The 21632-nt window shown below is 45.8% G+C and carries 18 protein-coding genes; all 18 read left to right on the top strand.

The window, feature by feature from the left end:
• Positions 1-4 precede the first annotated feature (4 nt).
• The 18 genes from LQE92_RS06310 to LQE92_RS06225 all read left to right on the top strand — a co-directional run bounded on the left by LQE92_RS06310 (position 5) and on the right by LQE92_RS06225 (position 21608).
• Positions 5-1279, top strand: coding sequence for a glucose-1-phosphate adenylyltransferase (locus LQE92_RS06310; RefSeq protein ID WP_231062146.1), 1275 nt, complete (start codon positions 5-7; stop codon positions 1277-1279).
• On the top strand, positions 1276-2397 hold the full coding sequence (gene glgD, locus LQE92_RS06305; RefSeq protein WP_231062145.1) for a glucose-1-phosphate adenylyltransferase subunit GlgD: 1122 nt from the start codon (positions 1276-1278) through the stop codon (positions 2395-2397). The genes LQE92_RS06310 and glgD overlap by 4 nt, the downstream gene beginning before the upstream one ends.
• A 38-nt stretch (positions 2398-2435) precedes the next feature.
• Positions 2436-2711, top strand: a complete 276-nt coding sequence (spoVG, locus tag LQE92_RS06300; RefSeq protein WP_147596269.1) for a septation regulator SpoVG — start codon at positions 2436-2438, stop codon at positions 2709-2711.
• Positions 2712-2894: 183 nt separating this feature from the next.
• A complete protein-coding gene (gene trkA, locus LQE92_RS06295; RefSeq protein ID WP_231062144.1) occupies positions 2895-4253 on the top strand; it encodes a Trk system potassium transporter TrkA in 1359 nt (452 codons plus the stop codon).
• A 19-nt stretch (positions 4254-4272) separates the two neighbouring features.
• A complete protein-coding gene (locus tag LQE92_RS06290; RefSeq protein WP_231062143.1) occupies positions 4273-5727 on the top strand; it encodes a TrkH family potassium uptake protein in 1455 nt (484 codons plus the stop codon).
• 36 nt (positions 5728-5763) lie between these two features.
• Entirely contained in the window at positions 5764-6333 is a 570-nt protein-coding gene (gene pth / locus LQE92_RS06285; protein WP_231062142.1) for an aminoacyl-tRNA hydrolase, read from the top strand.
• A 39-nt stretch (positions 6334-6372) separates the two neighbouring features.
• Complete coding sequence (gene mfd / locus LQE92_RS06280) at positions 6373-9891, top strand: transcription-repair coupling factor (protein ID WP_231062141.1); 3519 nt, start codon at positions 6373-6375, stop codon at positions 9889-9891.
• A 76-nt stretch (positions 9892-9967) separates the two neighbouring features.
• The gene (locus LQE92_RS06275; protein WP_231062140.1) at positions 9968-11023 is read left to right on the top strand and encodes a SurA N-terminal domain-containing protein; all 1056 of its coding nucleotides are present in this window, start codon (positions 9968-9970) and stop codon (positions 11021-11023) included.
• A 200-nt stretch (positions 11024-11223) separates the two neighbouring features.
• Positions 11224-14868, top strand: coding sequence for a PAS domain-containing protein (locus tag LQE92_RS06270; protein ID WP_231062139.1), 3645 nt, complete (start codon positions 11224-11226; stop codon positions 14866-14868).
• 208 nt (positions 14869-15076) lie between these two features.
• Entirely contained in the window at positions 15077-16474 is a 1398-nt protein-coding gene (locus LQE92_RS06265) for a hypothetical protein (RefSeq protein WP_231062138.1), read from the top strand.
• A gap of 88 nt (positions 16475-16562) precedes the next feature.
• Positions 16563-16982 (top strand): sugar 3,4-ketoisomerase, encoded by a 420-nt coding sequence (locus tag LQE92_RS06260; RefSeq protein ID WP_231062137.1) that lies wholly within the window; start codon positions 16563-16565, stop codon positions 16980-16982.
• Complete coding sequence (locus tag LQE92_RS06255) at positions 16983-17912, top strand: glycosyltransferase family 2 protein (RefSeq protein ID WP_231062136.1); 930 nt, start codon at positions 16983-16985, stop codon at positions 17910-17912.
• A gap of 1 nt (position 17913) precedes the next feature.
• On the top strand, positions 17914-18438 hold the full coding sequence (locus tag LQE92_RS06250) for a GNAT family N-acetyltransferase (protein ID WP_231062135.1): 525 nt from the start codon (positions 17914-17916) through the stop codon (positions 18436-18438).
• Positions 18431-19525, top strand: coding sequence for a DegT/DnrJ/EryC1/StrS family aminotransferase (locus tag LQE92_RS06245; RefSeq protein WP_231062134.1), 1095 nt, complete (start codon positions 18431-18433; stop codon positions 19523-19525). Before LQE92_RS06250 ends, LQE92_RS06245 begins: the two co-directional genes overlap by 8 nt.
• Positions 19526-19577: 52 nt before the next feature.
• The gene (locus LQE92_RS06240; RefSeq protein ID WP_231062133.1) at positions 19578-20090 is read left to right on the top strand and encodes a GtrA family protein; all 513 of its coding nucleotides are present in this window, start codon (positions 19578-19580) and stop codon (positions 20088-20090) included.
• A 105-nt stretch (positions 20091-20195) separates the two neighbouring features.
• Positions 20196-20744, top strand: a complete 549-nt coding sequence (gene spoVT, locus LQE92_RS06235) for a stage V sporulation protein T (RefSeq protein ID WP_147596262.1) — start codon at positions 20196-20198, stop codon at positions 20742-20744.
• 77 nt (positions 20745-20821) lie between these two features.
• Positions 20822-21232 carry a MazG family protein gene (locus LQE92_RS06230; protein ID WP_231062132.1) on the top strand — a complete coding sequence of 137 codons (411 nt, stop codon included), beginning with the start codon at positions 20822-20824 and terminating at the stop codon, positions 21230-21232.
• Positions 21233-21332: 100 nt separating this feature from the next.
• Positions 21333-21608, top strand: a complete 276-nt coding sequence (locus LQE92_RS06225) for an HU family DNA-binding protein (RefSeq protein WP_231062131.1) — start codon at positions 21333-21335, stop codon at positions 21606-21608.
• Positions 21609-21632: the final 24 nt, after the last annotated feature.

Below are 21632 nucleotides of genomic sequence, written 5' to 3'. Positions count from 1 at the left end.
TAGCGTGGTTAAAAAAGAGATGATTGCGATGCTTCTGGCAGGCGGCCAGGGCAGCAGGCTGGGCGTATTGACGTCAAAGGTGGCCAAGCCGGCGACAGCGTTCGGCGGTAAATACCGGATAATTGATTTTCCGCTGAGCAATTGTATCAATTCAGGCATAGATACGGTGGGTGTTCTGACACAGTATCAGCCGCTTAGGCTGAACGCGCACATCGGGATAGGCATCCCTTGGGATCTGGACCGTAATGTGGGCGGAGTGACGGTGCTGCCGCCTTATGAAAAGAGTACAAACAGTGAGTGGTACACCGGCACTGCCAATGCTATTTATCAAAACCTGGAATATATGGAGGCGTATAATCCGGAATACGTCCTGATCTTATCCGGAGATCATATCTATAAGATGGATTATGAAGTGATGCTGGATTATCACAAGGCGAACAATGCGGATATCACCATCGCGGCGCTGCCCGTGCCCATCGAGGAGGCGAGCCGTTTCGGTGTGCTCATCACGGATGAAAACAACCGGATAACGGAGTTTGAGGAAAAACCGTCCAAGCCCAGAAGCAATCTGGCTTCCATGGGCATCTATATCTTCAGCTGGAAGGTGTTGAGGGAGGCCCTTATCACAATGTCCGATGAGCCGGGCTGTGATTTTGGAAAGCATGTGATTCCGTACTGTCACAGCCGAGGGGACCGGATTTTTGCGTATGAGTACAATGGTTACTGGAAGGATGTTGGGACGTTGGGATCTTACTGGGAAGCGAACATGGAGCTGGTAGATATCATTCCTGTGTTCAATCTCTACGAAGAGTTCTGGAAAATCTATACAAAGAGCGATATTCTTCCGCCTCAATACATATCTTCGGATTCTGTTATTGAGCGGAGCATCGTTGCAGAGGGGGCAGAAGTATACGGGGAGGTATATAACTCGGTAATAGGCGCCGGCGTGAAGATTGGAAAAGGAGCTGTGATACGGGATTCTATCCTGATGCAGGATGTGGTGGTCGGCGACGGCACGGTTGTCGACAAGGCGATCATAGCAGACAACACGGAGGTGGGTGCCAATGTACGGCTGGGCACAGGAGACTTTGCTCCCAGCAAGCTTGACCCCAGAGTATATGCGTTTGACCTGGTGACCGTAGGGGAGGATTCCTATATCCCTGACGGTGTGACAGTGGGAAGGAATACGGCTATTTCTGGTGTGACAGCCACATCGGATTACCCTGACGGAGAACTGGGCAGCGGAGACTTTATTATAAAGGCAGGTGAGGCACAATGAGAGCGATAGGGATTATTCTGGCAGGCGGAAATAACAAGAGGATGAGGGAATTGTCAGAGAAACGCGCAGTTGCCGCGATGCCTGTTGCGGGCAGCTATCGGGCCATAGATTTCTCATTGAGCAACATGTCCAATTCCCATATTAAAAAGGTTGCGGTGTTCACTCAGTATAATTCCACATCGTTAAATGAGCATCTGAGTTCATCAAAATGGTGGGATTTCGGAAGAAAGCAGGGAGGGCTTTTTGTATTCACCCCCACTCTTACAACGGTCAACAGCAACTGGTACAGAGGGACGGCTGACGCACTCTGGCAGAATATAAACTACCTGAAGAGCAGTCATGAACCTTATGTGGTGATTGCTTCCGGCGATGGTATCTATAAGCTTGACTATAATAAAGTACTGGAGTATCATATCTCCAAACAGGCTGATATCACCGTGGTATGCAAGGATATGCCGGCTGAAGCAGATGTGAGCCGTTTTGGGCTGGTAAAGACAAACTCGGACGGCCGCGTCATTGAATTCGAGGAAAAGCCCATGGTGGCTACTTCCCATACAGTATCCTGCGGCATCTATGTAATCCGGCGGCGCCAGCTGATCGAGCTGATTGAAAAGTGCGCGGAAGAAGACCGCTACGATTTCGTACAGGATATCCTGATCCGGTATAAGAATATGAAGCGGATTTACGCTTATAAGCTGGAGTCTTACTGGAACAATATTTCCTGCGTGGATGCGTATTATAAGACCAATATGGAGTTTCTGAAACCGGAAGTGAGGAATTACTTCTTCAATACGTATCCGGATGTATATTCGAAGGTGGATGACAATCCGCCGGCCAAGTACAATATAGGGGCCAATGTGAGGAACAGCCTGATTTCTAGCGGGTGTATCATCAATGGGGAAGTGGAAAACTCAGTCCTGTTCAAAAAGGCATATATTGGAAACAACTGTGTGATCAAGAATTCCATTATTCTCAATGATGTTTATATTGGGGACAATACCAGGATCGAGAACTGCATCGTGGAGAGCAGAGATACAATCCGGGCCAATATGACGTACATTGGAGAACCGGATAATATCAAGATCGTCATCGAAAAGAACGAGAGATTCGTACTTTAATATACTAGTAAGAGATGAAGGAAGGGGACTATGTAAAAATGCAGATTACAGATGTGAGGGTTAGGAAGGTATCAAAAGAGGGGAAAATGAAAGCAATAGTGTCTATTACTCTGGACAACGAATTCGTGGTTCATGATATTAAGGTGATCGAGGGTGAAAAGGGAATGTTTATTGCCATGCCCAGCCGGAAAGCCACCGACGGCGAATACCGGGATATCGCGCATCCGATCAATTCAGAGACCAGGGATAAGATCCAGGGTATCATCCTTGCAAAGTATGAGTCGACTCTGCTGGAAGCGGAAGAAGAGGAATAAACAGTCGTTGAGTTAACCAGGCAGGTGCCGAAGGGTGCCTGCCTTTTTTCGTTCTAAAGGAAATAAATGGTCTAAAGATGTTGTAAAAGAACCTGGAAACAGGTTGCTTATTCCTTATATCGCTTATATAATGAAATTATCTATGGGCGCTGCCCATACACAGATGATGGAGAAGGATAGGACATGAAGATTATAATTGTAGGAATCGGTAAGGTCGGATACACATTGGCGAAGCATCTGTCTGCCGAAGGAAATGATGTAGCTGTGATAGACAAGTCTCAGGAGGCCGCGGACAAGGGCGGGGACAGTCTCGATATCATGTGTCTGAGGGGGAGCGGCCTGAGTACCAGAGCCCTTCTCGACGCAGGAGTGAGAGAGACGGACCTGATCATCGCCACCACGTCCAGCGACGAGATTAACATGCTGTGCTGTTTGACAGCAAAGAGGCTTGGAGCCAAACATACGGTAGCCAGAATCCGTGATCCGGAATATGCTCACGAAGTGTCCGTTCTGAAGCAGGAGCTGGGGCTTGATATGATCATCAATCCGGAGCTGGAGGCGGCCAATGAGATTGGAAGAGTCCTCCGCTTTCCGACGGCCATAAATGTGGAGACGTTTGCCGCGAGGAAGGTGGAGCTTGTCGCTTTTCGTGTGGTAAAAGGTGATAAGATCGTCGGCAAGAATCTGGCCGGCATCATGAACGATATCAGATTTCCGATTCTGTTCTGCACGGCCGTTCGGGGAGAAGAAGTGATCATCCCGGACGGAAACTTCGTCCCGGCGGAAGGAGATCTGATGTACATAGCGGGCAAGCCCTCCGCCATAACGGACTTTTTCAAATATGAAGGCAAGTACCAAAAACAGGTAAAGACCGCAGTCATCGTGGGAGGAGGCCGTATTGCTTATTATCTGGGACTGGGGATGAGCCGGCTCGGTATGAAGATCAAGATCATTGAGCAGAGCAAGAGACGATGCCAGGAATTGGATGAGCTGCTACCGGACTGCATCATTATTCATGGAGACGGGACGGATGAGCAGATTCTGGAGGAAGAGCATCTGGAAGCGGCGGGAGCTGTCGTGACGCTTACGGGACGGGACGAAGAGAACCTGCTCACAGCCTTGTATGCGAGCCGGCTTCGCGTTCCGAAAGTGATAGCCAAGATCAACCGGGGAAATTATGAAGGCATCATCAAGGAGATGGGAGTGGATTCCATTATAAGCCCGAAAAACGTTACAGCGGCGCAGATTATCCGGTATGTGAGGGCGCTCAGGAATACCATTGGGAGCAACGTGGAGACTTTACATAAGATTGCCGACGGTAGGGCTGAGGCTCTGGAGTTTGTCGCCAGGGAGAGTACCTGGAATCTGGGAGTACCCTTTAAAGATATCAGATTCAAGAAGAATTTCCTGGTGGCAGCGATAGTTCGGAACGGAAGTATCATCATTCCTACCGGAAACGATTGCATCAGGACCAAAGACAATGTCATCGTCATTTCCAGGTCTTCCAATGTGAACGATCTGAACGATGTATTTGAAGCGTAGGGGTCAGGAGGCATAGAGCGTGAATATTACACTTGTTTTATACGTGGTCGGACATGTGCTGTGCTATGAGGCGGTCCTGATGCTTCTGCCCATCGGCGTAGCCCTATTGACCGGGGTGAATGACTGGATATACTTTGTTTATGCGATCGTCCCGCTTTTGCTCACTGGACTTCTGCTCCGCAGCAGGAAGCCGAAGGTGACAAAGATGCAGACAAGAGAAGGGCTGGCGTCAGTGGCATTTGCGTGGATATTTTTGGCGGCCTTTGGAGCGCTTCCCTTCTATTTCAGCGGGTATTTTAACGGATACGTGGACTGCTTCTTTGAGACAGTGTCCGGTTTTACCACTACGGGGGCGACGATCCTTACGGATATAGAGGGACTTCATAACGGAGGCCTCATGTTCTGGAGGAGCTTTACTCACTGGATAGGAGGCATGGGGATTCTTGTATTTGTCCTCGCGTTCCTTCCGAATATGGATGGATCCAACGTCCAGCTTTTAAAAGCGGAGAGCCCCGGTCCGACGCCGGGGAAGATGGTTCCACGGCTGAAGGAGACGGCGCGGATCCTGTATCTGATCTATTTTGGACTGACGATCGCCCATATTCTCTGCCTGGTGGCGGCGAAAATGCCGCTTTATGATTCTGTGATCCATGCCATGGGAAGTGCCGGTACAGGCGGATTTTCCAATATGAACGCCAGTGTCGGCGCATATCACAATCCGGCGGCCGAATGGATAATCGCTATATTCATGATGCTGTTCGGTATTAATTTCAGCGTCTATTATCTGCTGTTAAAGAAACAGGTGAAAGATGTGTTTAAAAATGGGGAGCTAAGGCTCTACCTGGGAATCATCATAGGCTCGGTGGTATTTATGACCCTGAACGTCGCCCAGAAATATTATGACGGTTCGTGGAGCGACGCCATACGTTCCGCCTTTTTCCAGGTGTCCTCCATTATGACCACCACAGGATACAGCACTGCGGATTTCAATCTCTGGCCGACATTGAGCAAGATGATCATCGTGACCCTGATGATAGTCGGGGCTTGTGCGGGGTCTACCGGAGGCGGTGTGAAGGTGAGCCGGGTCCTGGTGCTGTTTAAGTCCCTCAAGCAGGAAATCCGCCACCTTATCCACCCCAGGATGATCAGTTCGCCGAGAATGGACGGGAAGGTGATTGAAAAGGGCATCATCAAAGGAATCTTGATTTTTTTCTTCACCTATATTATGATTGCCATAGCGGCTATGCTTGTAATATCGGTGGATGGGTATGATATTGAAACGACCATTACCGCAGTGCTTTCTGCGCTGGGGAATATCGGGCCTGGCCTGGGGGCGGTGGGCCCCATGGGGAATTTCGCCGGATTTTCGCAGCTCAGCAAAGTCGTGCTGTCCTTCTGCATGCTGGCGGGAAGACTGGAACTGTTTCCTATGTTGATTTTATTCGTGCCATCCGCCTGGAAGAAGTCGTGCTAGATTTGGACAGCCATGTATCAGGAATGAGGAGCAGATATGTTTGTGATCGCAGGTCTTGGGAATCCGGGCCTTACCTATGCCGGGACCAGGCATAACGTGGGATTCGGCGCTATTGATGAGCTGGCGGACTCTTACCGCATCGGAGTGGATACGAAGAAACACAAGGGACTCATCGGAAAAGGAAATATTGGGGGACAGAAAGTAATTCTGCTGAAGCCCCAGACATATATGAACTTAAGCGGGGAAAGTATCAGAGAGGTTCTGGATTATTATAAGCTGACACCGGAAGAGCTTCTGGTGATCTATGACGATATCAATCTCGATCCGGGACAGCTTCGCATCCGCGAAAAAGGAAGCGCCGGCGGACATAACGGAATGAAGAGCATCATCTCCCATTTGGGGACCGACGTTTTTTCCAGGATCCGTGTGGGAGTAGGGAGCAAACCGCCCAGAATGGATCTGGCAGATTATGTGCTGGGACATTTTTCGCCGGAAGAGCTGCTGGAAGTCCGGGAAAGTCTCGTGCACGCAGCCGAGGCGGCGGCCATGATCGCAGCGGGCGATATGGCGGCGGCCATGAATAAGTTCAATGGAAAAAAGAAATGATTGGATTTAGAACCACCAATAACAGACAGAGGTGATTGAATGGCAGGCTCTTTTCGCAGTCCGCTGCCTGAACTGAAAGAATATTTAGATACAAAAGAGGACCTTTGCAGAGGCAGAGGTCCTGTTTCTGTCAGTGGCGGGACCGATTCTCAAAAGGTTCACCAGATGGCGGAGCTGGGACGGATGTTCCCACTGAAGTTAGTTATAACTTACAATGACGCAAGGGCAAAGGATATATATGAAGATTACAGGAATTTTGACAGGAACGTCTTTTTATACCCGGCCAGGGATTTACTGTTTTATAATGCGGATGTCCAGGGCAGTCTGCTCGCCCAGAAGCGTCTGATGGTACTGAAGCAGCTACTTCAGGAAGGAGAGGGGACAATCATCACCACAGTGGATGGCTGCATGGATCATCTGATGCCTTTGTCCGCCTTTTCGGATAGTGTTGTCCTGTTGACGGAAGGACAGGAGCTTGACCTGGAGGAGCTTCGAAAGCGCCTTATATACATGGGATATGACAGATGCGCCCAGGTAGAGCAGGGCGGCCAGTTTTGTGTCCGCGGCGGTATACTGGACATTTTTCCCCTCACAGAAGAAAATCCGGTCCGTGTGGAACTGTGGGGAGACGAGATTGACTCCATCCGTTCCTTTGATGTGGAAAGCCAGCGCTCCATTGAGCGTCTGGAGCAGGTCCGCCTGTACCCGGCGAGAGAGCTGGTCCTTGATAAAGATAGATTGGAAGCAGGAACAGAGCGTTTGATTAAGGAAAAAGAAACATACCGAAAGCAGCTGAAGGAGCAGAAACGGATCGAAGAGGCTCACCGGATCAATACCATAGTGGGAGAGATGGTGGAGGAGCTTCGGGAGGGGTGTTTTCTGGGAGCTCTGGAAGGATGTATCCGGTACTTCTGCCCGGAGACCGTATCCTTTCTGGATTATTTTAAAGAGGGGACTCCGTTTTTTTTGGATGAACCGGCCAGGATTATGGAACGAGCCAATGTGGTAGAGGCTGAATTCCGGGAGAGCATGACGCAGAGGCTGGAAAAGGGCTATCTGCTCCCAGGCCAGACGGATATCCTTTATTCTGTGAGAGAAGTGTCGGCGGCGCTGGCGAGAGACCACAGTGTTCTTTTTTCTGCCCTTGAGCAGAAGACGATACCGGTCAAGAAGCGCTACAGCATGACGGTCAAAAACGGGAATTCCTACCATAACGGCTTTGAGCTTCTGGTGAGCGATTTAAAGAAGTGGAAAAAAGAAGGCTGGAGAGTGGCGCTTTTATGCGCTTCCCGAACGAGAGGGGCCAGGCTGGCAAAGGATCTGCAGGAGCAGTATGATCTGAGGGCTTATTATTCCGAGGAGGAAGACAAAGAGATCCTTCCTGGAGAGATTTGTGTGCTGTACGGGAGTCTTCACCGGGGTTTTGAGTACCCGATGATAAAGTTCGTGGTGATTCCGGAAAGCGATATGTTCGGGACAGAAAAGAAAAAGCGCAGAAAACGGACTGCCTATGAGGGCAAGAAGATTCAGAGCTTTTCTGAACTGTCAGCCGGCGATTACGTGGTCCATGAAAATCATGGTCTCGGTATTTATCGGGGAATTGAAAAAATTGAAGTAGACAAAATCATAAAGGATTATATAAAGATCGAATATGCCGGAAACGGGAGCTTGTACCTGCCGGTGACCCAGCTGGATATGATCCAGAAATATGCGGGGGCAGGTTCGAAAAAGCCCAAGCTCAATAAACTGGGAGGACAGGAATGGGGCAGGACGAAGTCCCGGGTAAAGGGGGCCGTAAAGGAAATTGCCAGGGATCTGGTGCAGTTATACGCGGCAAGACAGCATACAGATGGATTTCAGTACGGGCCGGATACCATTTGGCAGAAGGAGTTTGAGGAGCTGTTTCCCTATGAGGCGACGGAGGATCAGGAGCTGGCCATTGAGGCGACCAAACGGGATATGGAGAGCAAAAAGATCATGGACCGGCTGATATGCGGAGATGTGGGTTATGGAAAGACAGAAATTGCCATCCGCGCTTCCTTTAAGGCGGTCCAGGAGGGAAAACAAGTCGTGTACCTGGTGCCGACTACCATTCTGGCGCAGCAGCATTATAATACGTTTGTCCAGAGAATGATGGATTTCCCGGTCCGCGTGGATATGCTGTCCCGCTTTAGGAGTGCTGCGGAGCAGAAAAAGACCTTGGCGGATCTGAAGAAAGGGCTGGTGGACATTTTGATCGGCACCCACCGGGTGCTTTCCGACGACGTGGTGTTCAGGGATCTGGGACTTCTGATCATCGATGAAGAACAGCGGTTTGGAGTGACACACAAGGAAAAGATCAAAAAGATGAGAGAAAATGTGGATGTATTGACACTGACTGCCACTCCGATTCCCAGGACGCTTCATATGAGCCTGGTCGGCATCCGGGACATGAGTGTCCTGGAAGAACCGCCTATGGACAGAGTTCCCATTCAGACTTACGTCATGGAATATAATGAAGAGATGGTGCGGGAAGCCATTGAGAGGGAACGGGCCAGGGGAGGACAGGTCTATTATGTATATAACAGAGTTCAGGATATAGAGGATATCACGTCCAAAATCGCGGAATTGGTTCCGGATGCCGTGGTAGTCTACGCCCATGGGCAGATGAGGGAGAGGCAGCTGGAAAAGATCATGCTGGACTTCATTAACGGAGAGATCGATGTGCTTGTCTCTACCACGATTATTGAAACAGGCCTGGATATCTCCAATGTCAACACCATGATCATCCATGACGCAGACCGGTTCGGACTGTCCCAGCTTTACCAGCTGCGGGGGAGAGTCGGGCGTTCCAACCGCACAGCATACGCATTCCTCATGTACAGGAGGAACAAGCTCCTGAAAGAAGAGGCGGAGAAACGTCTGGCCGCTATCCGGGAGTTCACGGAACTGGGTTCCGGCATCAAGATTGCCATGAGAGACCTGGAGATCCGCGGAGCCGGGAATCTCCTCGGCGCAGAGCAGCACGGCCATATGGAGGCCATCGGCTATGACCTTTACTGCAAGCTTTTGAACGAAGCAGTAAAGGCTCTGAAAGGAGAAGGAGAAGAAGAATCCTTTGAAACGGCGGTCGACTTCAACATTGACGCTTATATTCCTCCCTCTTATATCAAGAATGAGGTCCAAAAGCTTGAGATATACAAACGGATTTCTGGAATCGAGGATGAAGAGGAAGCTATGGATATGAGGGATGAGCTTACAGACCGGTTCGGAGATCTGCCTCGTTCTGTGGAGAACCTGCTGGAGATATCCCTTCTGAAAGCTATGGCCCATAAAGTGTTTGTGACAGAGATAACCGGGAACCGCCAGGAGGTGCGGCTTGTGATGTATGAGAAGGCGCCGTTCCATGTGGAGAAGATTCCAGAGCTGGTGAAGCAGTATGGAGGAGCTCTTCGATTCACGGCGGCGGAGCAGCCGTACTTCACCTACATGGACCGGAAACGGGAAAACAGGGACGGAAAACAGATGCTGGAAAAGGTGAAAATCCTGTTAAATGCCATAAAAGAGTTGCTAGTTTGACCGTTTGGTACTATAATAACAAGTGCCTGTGTGTACAGGATCTAAGAGGAAACAATCTAGGGAGGATACCGTTACTATGAACAAATTTACGAGAAAGCTGGTACTTCTGCTGGCGGTCTTGCTCACAGCCGGTACATTGGCAGGCTGCGGACGCACTAAGGTGACCTTGGAAAATTACCCCACTACGGTGGTCGCGACGCTGGGTGATACTAAGATTTATCTGGATGAAGCCAACTATCAGGCCAGATATAATCAATATACAAGTGAACTGTATTATAACATGTATGGATACGATCTGTCGGATATGTGGGATACAGACATCGGAACCGGCAGCACGCTGGAAGAGTATACTAAAAAGAATGTGATGTCCGCCATTTATCAGACCTATGTTCTGAAAGCGAAAGCGGATGAGCTGGGGCTTGCGCTGGATGAGGAGGAGACTGCAAAGGTAGCGGAGACCGTGAAGAGCACCATGGAGAATATGGATGAAGCGCTTAAGGAGACAACAGCCATCACAGAGGAGCGGCTTACGGAAATCCTGACAAATAACGCACTTGCCATGAAAGCATATGAATATGCGGTGAAGGATGTGGATACGGAAGTCGGCGATGAAGAAGCGGCTCAGCGTAAGATCAGCTATATTCTGGTGAAGGACGGAGAGGACGCTGCTGCTGCTGAGACACTTGCCGAAGAACTGAAAGGCAGGGCGGAGGCGGGAGAGGATATGTCTGCCCTGGCTGATGAGCATGATAACTGCACGTATTCTCAGGCCACGTACGGAGCTGGGGATTATGACAATACCCTCGGTAATTTCGGCCGTACTCTGGCGACCGGAGAGTTTGGAAGCGTATATGACGAAGGCTACGGATGGTATGTAGTATATTGTGATTCTGATTTTGACCAGGAAGCGACAGAGAAAGAAAAGCCCGTCATCGTAGAGCAGAGGAAAGGGGAACTTTTCCAGAGCGCCTATGCGGAATGGCTGAAGGACATGCCCAAATTCAAGGTTGACGAAGACGTATGGTCAGAGATTACCTTTGATAAAACTCTTTTTGTAGTACCGGAGACGACGTCCGGTGAGGAAGAGACCACCTCAGCCGCCGGTGAAGAGACGACCACGACAGCTGAATAGAGCAGAATCGATTAGATAGGATCCGGCGGAGAGGAACTCCGCCGGTTTTTGTTATATACCTTGAAATCGGATTCTTTCTCTTGCTTTTCGTTTTGCACCGAGGCGGACACTTCTGACGCCTTGTTCTTCTCTTGTGTACAGCGGAAAAGAGTGTTACACTGAATGCAGGAAAAGGGCACTCAAGAAGAGGGGATATTTATATGGGGATGAAAAGAAATCATATGACCGATAAAGGAAAAGAAGCGTATTCTCTTCGGTTTGCGAAAAAACGCAGTGAAGAATTGTCCGAGAGATCCAGAAGCAATTTAGTGGAGCTTTTGAATCGGAATATTCCGGGCGGCATCATGGGCGGATATCTGGAAAAGGATTTTCCTTTGTATTGTGTCAATGATTACATGCTGGAGCATCTCGGCTATACTTATGAGGAATTCTGCCGCGATATAGATGGTCTTGTAATTAACTGTATGCATCCCGATGATCGGGAACGGGTGGAAAGACAGGTTGAGGATGCCTTTTCGAAAAACAGTGATTATGAGATCCGCTACAGGATGAAGAAGAGGAACGGAAGCTATATATGGGTAAATGATATCGGACGGAAAACAGTGGACGAGGACGGCCGAAAAATCTGCATCAGCACAATCCGGGATATCACGAAAGATATGGAGACCAGGCGCCAGGAGAAGAAGTATGACGCGCTGTTTGAAAGCGTGGTCTGCGGGATCGTCCAGTACCGGCTTTTTCCTGACGGCAGGGTCGAGTATAAAAATGCCAATCAGGAGGCTATCCGTATTTTTGGATATACGCCGGAGGAATTCTGGGCGAAGGATGATTGGCGCCTGCCGGAGCTCATTGCTTTAGAGGATCGGGACCGCGTTCTGGCGGAGGCATACGGCATCTCGGAGGTAGGGCAGAAGGGGGAATTCGAATACCGGCTCCGGAAACAGGACGGTTCTTCCTGCTGGATCATCGGAACGGCGGAGATGATTATCGATGATGACGGTGAAACTCTGATACAGAGCGCTTTTATGGATATCAGCCTGCGAAAGAGAATGCAGCATGAGAATCTGGAACTGCAGAAGGAGAACAAGGCCAGCAGTGAACTGCTGCGAATGGCTTTGGAAGGCACTACGATCTGTGAGTTTTTTTATTATCCTCAGGAGCAGACGGCGGTAATGCCGGAACGGACCTGCAGCGTATTATGCTGCAAGCCGCAGTATGAGAATATGCCATTCAGTTTTGAGGAAGAACGGGTCGCAGAAGAGAGCAAGGAGGCCTATTTGGAGATGTTTCGGCGTATCCAATGCGGGGAGAGAACGGCTTCTTCTGAAATATGTGAATTGGACGGCTGCTGGAGACGGATCGCCATGTCCAATGTGGACTATGACGGGCAGGGAAAGCCGGTGCGGGCCGTGGGACTCGTGCAGGATATCACGCAGCAGAAACAGACGGAGACGGAAAATACCAGGATATCTGCTTTGAATCAGGAAATCATGACCTCGCTCAATAACTTGTTTTTCGGAGTCTACCGCCTGAATCTGGAGACGGGGACGGTACATGTTATCCGCCGTCCGGAGGAGAGCTGGAACTTCCAAGAACTTGAGCTGGAGCTGGACTCCTGGGTGGACGCGCTTTCTGTCTATTATCACCCCGGTGACAGAGAGCGGCTCCGCAGAGGCCTTTCCCTGGAGAACCTCCGCAGGATAAAAGCGGAAGGAGTCCATTCCTTCGAGGGAGAATACCGGCGCATTCGGAATGGAGAGTACTGCTGGGTGGCCAATACCGTTTACTTAAATGATGAAAATTTCATGGGCGATACCGCGATTCTGGCACAGACGGATATATCGGACAGGAAGCAGCAGGCCGACATCATCCATGCCCTGGGACAGGAATATTATGCGCTGTATTATATTAACTTGGAGCAGGATACCCTGAAAGCATTGAGGATGGACGAAAAAGAGAAGAATGCAATCGGGATTACACCTGCCGACGGGTTCCGGAGATCCATAGACCGGTATGTGGAGAGTTGTGTGCATCCGGAAGAGCAGAAGGAAATGCAGAAGTTTTTCTCACAAAGGCATTTACAGGAGTGCCTGACAGAGAAGAACCGTGAAATTTCCATGACTTACCGGAAGAGCACAGACGATCGCTATGAGTGGATGCAGGCTAAGCTTATCCTGGGCGAGATGAAGGAAGGGAAACCTTATCAGGTGGCTCTGGCTGTCCGGAATGTGGACGAGAGCATTCAGCAGGAGCTGGAAAGGAAAAGACTTCTGGAGGATGCACTGCAGCACGCGGAAAGTGCCAATGAGGCGAAAAGTGATTTTCTTTCCAGGATGTCCCACGACATCCGAACACCCATGAACGGCATCATGGGTATGGTAACCTTGGCGGAAACTTATATGGGGAATGAAGAGAAGGTGCGGGACTGCCTGGCAAAGATTGAGGTATCCGGCCGTCATCTTTTGGGACTCCTCAATGAAGTACTGGACATGAGCAAGATCGAGAGCGGGAAACTGGAGCTTGATACGAATGCTTTCAGCCTGCCTGATTTTCTTCAGGATGCGCTGACCATGCTCCGGCCTTCTGTCGATGAAAAAAAACAGGCACTCCGGGTTCTGATAAAAAATCTAATCCATGAAAAAGTCATGGGAGATGAACTGAGACTGCAGCAGGTCATCGGAAATATATTGTCCAATGCCAGCAAATATACGCCGGAAGGCGGAGAGATCAGAGTCACTTTGGAAGAGCTGAACTGTCAGGCTTCCCAGCGCGGTCTGTACCGGTTCGTCATTGAGGACAATGGGATTGGTATGTCTGAGGCGTTTATAAAACGTATCTTTGAACCCTTCAGCAGAGCCGACGATTCCCGGACAAGCAATATTCAGGGGACTGGGCTGGGGATGGCCATCGCGCAGAATATCGTCCACATGATGGGCGGAGAGATCCGTGTGAACAGCCGTGAGGGAAAAGGTTCCTGCTTTACGGTGCTTTTGAATCTCCCGCTGCAGGAAGCGGGAGATTTAAAAGCGGAGGACTTAAGAGGTTTATCCATATTATGTGTGGGAGGCCCGGGGTCTGCGGGAGATACGATCTGCCAAATGGCGGAGAGTCTGGGTATGAAGGGGGAACAGGCTCTTTCCCTCGAAGAGGCGGCGGGAAAGACTAGACTGGCATGGGAAACAGGGAACGGTTATTTTGCGGTTTTGGTGGATTGGGATGCGGAGAAGCTTCCCTGGGAGCGGGTGATTCGGGAACTGTCCGAATTTCGGCATGGGAATGAACCGCACATGGTGCTGGCCGCATATAGCTGGTCGGAAGAAGAAGAGAAAAAGGCCAGAGAGGCCGGTGCGGATGCTTTTGCAGGCAAGCCTCTGTTCCCTTCCAAGCTTCTGAAGCTGTTCCGCGGCTTCCTGAATCCGGAGAATGAAAATCCGGAGACAGGTTCGATATGGAGGGGAAAGCTCACGGGAAGACGGATGCTCCTGGTAGAGGACAATGAACTGAATGCGGAGATCGCAGGAGAATTTCTGAGCCTGGCGGGAGCAGAAGTGGATAGGGCGGAGAATGGCGAGGTGGGAATCCGGTATTTTGCTTCTCATCCGGAAGGGTATTATGACGCGGTTCTCATGGATATCCAGATGCCCGTGATGAATGGATATGAGGCTGCGGCAAAGATTCGTGGTATGAAGCGCCGGGATTCCGAAAGTGTGGTCATACTTGCGATGACAGCAGACGCGTTTTCCGAAGACGTCCAGCGGGCCGGAGAGGCCGGAATGGACGGCCATTTGGCGAAACCCTTTGATGTGAACCAATTAATGGAATTGCTTGATAAGCATCTTAAATAAAAACAAAAGTATATTTCTTACAATGTCCGCATAAATTCCTTCATTTTACTGACAATAAGTTCTGATGTTGTTCAGCAGATAAAACATTGACGTTGTCAGAACTAAATGTTAAAATCCATATTATATGCGATTTTGTATTATGCTGTATAACGTTAATGTTTATATTTGATTTTGATATAATAGTTTATATCTCGGAGGAAGTATAATAATGAAGCTTGATGTAAACAAAATTAAAAAGTCATTATTTATTGGAACATTGGTTTTTCAATTGATTTTGTTTTTTTGTTTTGTATATGGGGATGTTTTTATAACCACGAATCATGGAATGAATTTCTGGGATTGCCTGTTCAGCGGAAATATCCGAAACTTTTATAGCTATAATTTAAATTCTGAGCTAGTGGCTGGAGTTTATCGTGGAAATTATTCGGCTTATTATGACTTTATGATATATATAATTTTTGCTTTATGGGATTTGCCATTATGGATAATAAAAAAGGTGTTTAAAATCGAGTTTATTTTAAATACTTTTTGGGGATCTGTATGGGCAAAATCTATTATTTTACTTTTCTTGATTTTGACTCTTTGTATTATGATTAAAATAGTTAATATTATTCAAAAGGATAAACATATTAAAATAAGATCTATTTATTTGTTTTTAACGTCTGTTTTTGTAACGGCATACATTTGTATTTTAGGACAATACGATATTATTCCTATATTTTTTATTTTAGCAGGTGTATATTTCTTCTTAAAAAATAAATTCAGATTGTTTGTTTTATTTTTTGCTTTGGCTATCCCCATAAAAGCGTTTGCTTTGTTTGCTTTTGTAGTCTTACTTTTGTATAAAGAAAAAAATATTCTTAAGGATATATTATGGATAATATGCGGACTACTTCCTATGGCACTTACTCGCTGGTTGGTTCCGATTGAGGGAAGCAGTAATATAAATATCTTATATGAGTTATTATTTCAAAATAAAATTGATTTGACTTACGGAGGAGTTCCGATTTTTGTCATTGTATTTGTAGTCCTCTGTTTATTCTGTTATTTGAAAAAACCATCAGAAGATGAACAATTGGCCAGTCGGGAAATTATATATTTGTGTTTTCTGGCTTTTGCAGTATTTTTAACAACTTGTAGTACGCTGCCCTATTGGTTCTTGTATATGGTTCCATTCTTGTATATTATAATAGCAGGTAATAAGAATTATTATACAATCAATATGCTGCTGGAGACCTGCATGGCGTTTTTTGTGGTTTTAGGCCAGGTTTTTACATTTTACTGGTGTTTCTCAGGAGATATAGTAGGCAATATGTTCCTCTCTCTGGTTTTAAAACGCGGAAATGAAGTAAATCTTTCAGCACCGATGATGCTTGAAAAACTTTTGGGAGCGGAAACATATCAAAAATTTTTTCCTCTGGTCGTACCCATTTGTATGGCCATTTTTATAGCGGCGGTGATAGTGTTTTCCTATTTGAATTCTCCCTGGAAACGTGAAAAGGTGAATACTTGGAATGATTCTAAAGTCAATAAAATGATCTATGGTTTGAGGATTCTTTTGGGATATGGTATCTGTATGATACCACTCGTTTGTTATCTGTTATAGCAGAATGTAAGGTTTATAAAATTAAATAGATAGAATGTATGGATGATTCTGGAATATTGTGGAGATGCTGTATGATAAGGAGAGGCAAATGAAAAAAGGTGTACGGATGCTGGAATTCCAGCAGCGCGGAGATGAGAGGGGCCATATGGTCGTTGTTGAAGGGAATCAGGACATTCCATTTGAAATTAAAAGAATATTTTATATATATGGATCTGATAAAGATGTAATAAGAGGACAGCATGCTAATTTAAGAAGCGAGTTTGTTCTGGTAAATGTGGCAGGAAAGAGTAAAGTAAAAATAAAAGACGGAAAAGGAAATGAAGCGATCTTTGCCTTGAACAGACCTCATACGGGTATATATATACCTAAGATGGTCTGGAAAGATATGTATGATTTTAGTGAAGACTCTGTTTTGTTATGTCTTGCAAGTGAACATTATGATGCAGATGAATATATAAGAGATTATGAGGAATTTGTTAAGGCCATGAAATGCATGGAGGAATCATAGATGAAACTGTCGATTGTAATTCCGGTTTATTATAACGAAAATAATTTAAAACCTTTGTATGCAGATATAAAAGATAAAATTATTGATAAAATAGATTACAATTATGAAATTGTAATGGTAAATGATGGATCAAAAGATAAAAGCTATGAGATAATGAAAGAAATAGCGTCTGATGATCCAAACGTAAAAATAATAAGTTTATCAAGAAATTTTGGGTCACATGCTGCGATTTTATGCGGATTGTCTAAATGCACAGGAGATTGTGCAGTTGTCAAAGCGGCAGACTTACAGGAACCTACGGAATTGATATTTGAAATGGTAGAGAGTTGGAAGAGGGGAAATCGTGTAGTCTTGGCGGTTAGAAAAGGTAGAAATGAGGCTGCTGGTCAAAAGGTTTTTGCGAATCTCTATTATTGGCTGGTAAAAAAAACATCATTGCCGACTATGCCCAAAGGAGGATTTGATGTTTATTTGCTGGACAGAAAAGTAATTGATGTACTGGACAATCTGGACGAAAAAAACAGTGCGTTGACCGGGCAGATACTTTGGAGCGGATTTAGTACTGGCATTGTATATTATACGCGACTGGCCAGAGAAATTGGCAAAAGTAAATGGACTCTTCGGAAAAAAATCAGGCTGGTAATGGATACATTGTTTAGTTTTTCTACTCTGCCTATATCAGCAGTTCTTTCGATTGGTGCATTATCCTTTGTGGGAGCGATCATTTGGGCGATTGTAGTTCTTATTTATAAAATTAGCGGAGCAATTGCAGTAAGCGGCTGGACTACATTATTTATTTTTAACTTATTTAGTTTTGGAATCATAATGCTGACTCTTGGAGTTATAGGGGAATATCTGTGGAGAACATTTGATGCTTCTCGTAACAGGCCTCCATATATAATTGAAGAGGATAATTTGAAAGAGGATTAAAATGAAATTGAGGTTAATAGAAAAAAAAGATGTTGAAAAAATGTTAGAATGGATGCACGATCCTGAGGTGAATTGTTTTTTTCGTTTTGATGCAGAAAATATGACGAAAGAGAAAGCTCTGAATTTTATTCAAGAGTCGAGAAACTCTGCAGAAGAAAAAAAGGCGTTTCATTTTGCCGTTGTCAATGATGAAGATGAGTATTTGGGTACTCTTAGTCTAAAAGACATTGACTGGAATGCCCGGGTCGCTGAATTTGCGATTAGTTTAAGGAGATCAAATCAGGGAAAAGGATTGGGAACGGCCGCAACGCTGGAAGGGCTTAAATATGCATTTGATGTATTAAATCTAGAACGAGTGTTTTTAAATGTATTATCGGATAATGTGAAGGCCATAAGACTTTATGAAAAATGTGGATTTTCTTATGAAGGAGAAGCTCGTAATCATGTTATGGTAAAGGGCAAAATAAAATCTTTGAAGTGGTATGCTATACAAAAGAATGAATTTATGGAGGCGAAAAATGGATAAAATAATGCCAAATAGAATGGATCGCGGATTTTACAGGTATCAAAGGGAATTTGAAGAGAAAGCTTTAGAAGTTCTGAGGTCAGGCTGGTACGTACTGGGAAAAGAATTAAAAGCTTTTGAACAGGAATTTGCGTCATATATGAATAGTAAATATTGTGTGGGCCTTGCCAGCGGCTTAGATGCACTTTGGATAGCTTTCAGAGTATTGGGAATTGGAAAAGGCGATGAGGTGATCGTCCAGGGGAATACTTATATAGCCAGTGTAATGGGAATAACAATGAACGGCGCAGTTCCTGTTTTTGTAGAGCCAGACGAATATAACAATATAGATGTATCAAGGATCGAGGAGAAAATAACAGAGAAGACAAAAGCTATATTAGTCGTTCATTTGTACGGACAAGCTTCTAATATGGCTTCCATAATGGAAATAACAGAGAAATATGGATTAAGATTAGTGGAGGACTGTGCGCAGTCTCATGGTGCCTGCTTTAACGGTAAGGTAACCGGAACATTTGGAGATGTTGGCTGTTTTTCATTTTATCCGTCAAAAAATCTTGGAGCTTTTGGAGATGCGGGGGCAATTGTAACTAATGATGAGAAAATTGCGGAGGATGTCCGCATATTTAGAAATTATGGAAGCGAGAAAAGATATTATAATAAAGTAGTCGGTACAAACTCCAGACTGGACGAACTTCAGGCAGGACTTTTACGGGTACGGCTTACACATCTTCGCGAACTTACAGAGGAAAAAGAAGGGATATGCAGACGGTATTTAGAGAATATAAACAATGAAAAAATTGAGCTGCCTAAAATAAGATCCGGTGCCACTCATATCTGGCATCAATTTGTTATACATTGCAAGGAGCGTGACGCGTTAGTAAAGTATCTAGATGAAAATGGTATAGGTACTATTATTCATTATCCTATTCCGCCGCATTTATCAGAGGCTTACCGATATCTGGGTTATAAAGAGGGGGATTTTCCAATTACTGAACAGTATGCGAAAGAGGTTCTTTCTTTACCACTATATAATGGGATGACTGTGGAAGAGGAAAACTATATAATTGAAACAATAAATAGATTTTAGATTGAATAGCTGACTTATAAAAGTCAGCTATTTGCAATAGCTAGAGGACAATATGGATAAATTCACAAAAGGCTTTGATCGAGTTCTTAGAAGGATGATTCTGTTTATATTTAATGTATTTCACAAGGAGTGTGACGCAGAGATTATAGACGGGATTATACAGTTTGCGAAATTTGGGATAGTAGGTGTTTCCAATACAGTTGTGTCTTATGTAATAAATATTTTGGTCTTGCTGGGTTTAAGAGATTTGGAACTTTCGTGGGATTATATAGCTGGAAACGTGATCTCTTTTTTAATTAGTGTATTATGGTCATTTTACTGGAACGAAAAGTATGTTTTTATTTTAAAAGAAGGTGAAACACGTTCAGTTGGTAAAGCTTTGTTAAAATCTTATATTTCTTATGGATTCACAGGGATAATTTTAAATAATGTATTATCATGGATCTGGATTTCATTCTTAAGTATATCTAAATATATAGCACCTATTATAAATTTATTAGCTAGTGTACCCATAAATTTTATTGTAAATAAAATGTGGGCATTTAAAAAGAGTAATAATTCATGAGGTTAAAATAAGGGAAAATAAATCGGCAGGTTTTTTTTGCATAATGAGCCACTATTTGCAAATACTAGAAACACAGTATTAGTAAATGGAGGAATCAATAAACATATGAAAGCAACGGGCATTGTAAGAAGAATCGACGATTTGGGACGTGTGGTAATTCCGAAAGAGATCCGGCGGACCCTGCGTCTGAGAGAGGGAACTCCCCTAGAGATCTTCACTGACAGAGAAGGTGAGATCATCCTGAAGAAATATTCACCCATGGCGGAACTGGGAAGCTTTGCCAAGCAGTATGCAGAGGCTTTGGCACAGGCTACAGGGCTGGCCGTCTGCGTCACCGACAGAGACCAGGTGATCGCAGTGGCAGGGACCGTCAAAAAAGAACTCTTGCAGAAGAGTATCAGCAAGCCCCTGGAGCAGATGATCCTAAACAGGACCAATGTGATCGCAGGCAAAGATGACGGCCAGTTCATTCCCGTTACGACAGAGGACACAGAGGAATATTCCGGCGAGGTGACGGCGGTGATCCTCTGCGAAGGAGATGCGATCGGATCCGTTATCATCTTGAGTAAAGATCCCAAGTATAAGATGGGCACCCTGGAGCAGAAGCTCGCGCTGACTGCGGCAGGATTTCTTGGAAGACAGATGGAAAGTTAACTCTGAATGTGATATGCTTAATACAGCAGATACCATCTGGTGCCTGCCTGTCGTCTGCATAACAGGAGGAGATTACAATGGAAAAAAAGGAACGGTATACATTTGAGGAATTAAAGGAAGTCATTGCGGAACTCCGCTCAGAGCATGGATGCCCCTGGGACAGAGCGCAGACCCACGAAAGCATGAAAAAATGTCTCCAGGATGAGTGTGAAGAGGTACTTCAGGCCATAGGGAATAAGGACATGGATAATCTGTGTGAAGAGCTGGGTGATATCCTTTTTCAAGTAATGCTTCACAGCCAGATCGCAGAGGAGAATGGAGACTTTACCGTTGAGGATGTGATTTCTATGCTTTGCCGGAAAATGATACGGCGGCATCCACACGTTTTTGGCAGCGGAAAAGCCGGGGCGCCTGAGGAAAGTAAAGCCAGCTGGGATGAGATTAAAAATATGGAAAAAGAAGCCAGGAGAAAAGGGATAAAATTGTAGGAATCAAGGAAATTTCTTGACAAATCCATTATATCAGTTTATAAATAATGAAGAAGAGTATCGATTTCTACGAAACAAAACCTTAGGAGGAACTATTATTATGAACAAAACAGAGTTAATTGCAGCGGTTGCTGAGAAGACAGAGCTGTCTAAAAAAGATGCAGAGAAGGTTATCAAGGCTTTTACAGATGTTATTGCTGATGAAATGGTTAATGGCGGAAAAGTACAGTTGGTAGGATTCGGTACCTTTGAAGTATCCGAAAGAGCAGCGAGAGAGGGAAGAAATCCCAAGAGCGGCGAGACGATGACGATTCCGGCTTCTAAAGTTCCGAAGTTCAAAGCTGGCAAAGCATTGAAGGATATGGTAAACGCATAATTACTCTTAACAATGGTTCAGAAC

The sequence above is a fragment of the Lientehia hominis genome, from assembly GCF_021044755.1.
GTDB lineage: Bacteria > Bacillota > Clostridia > Lachnospirales > Lachnospiraceae > Lientehia > Lientehia hominis.
This window is presented reverse-complemented; position numbering and strand designations above follow the sequence as displayed.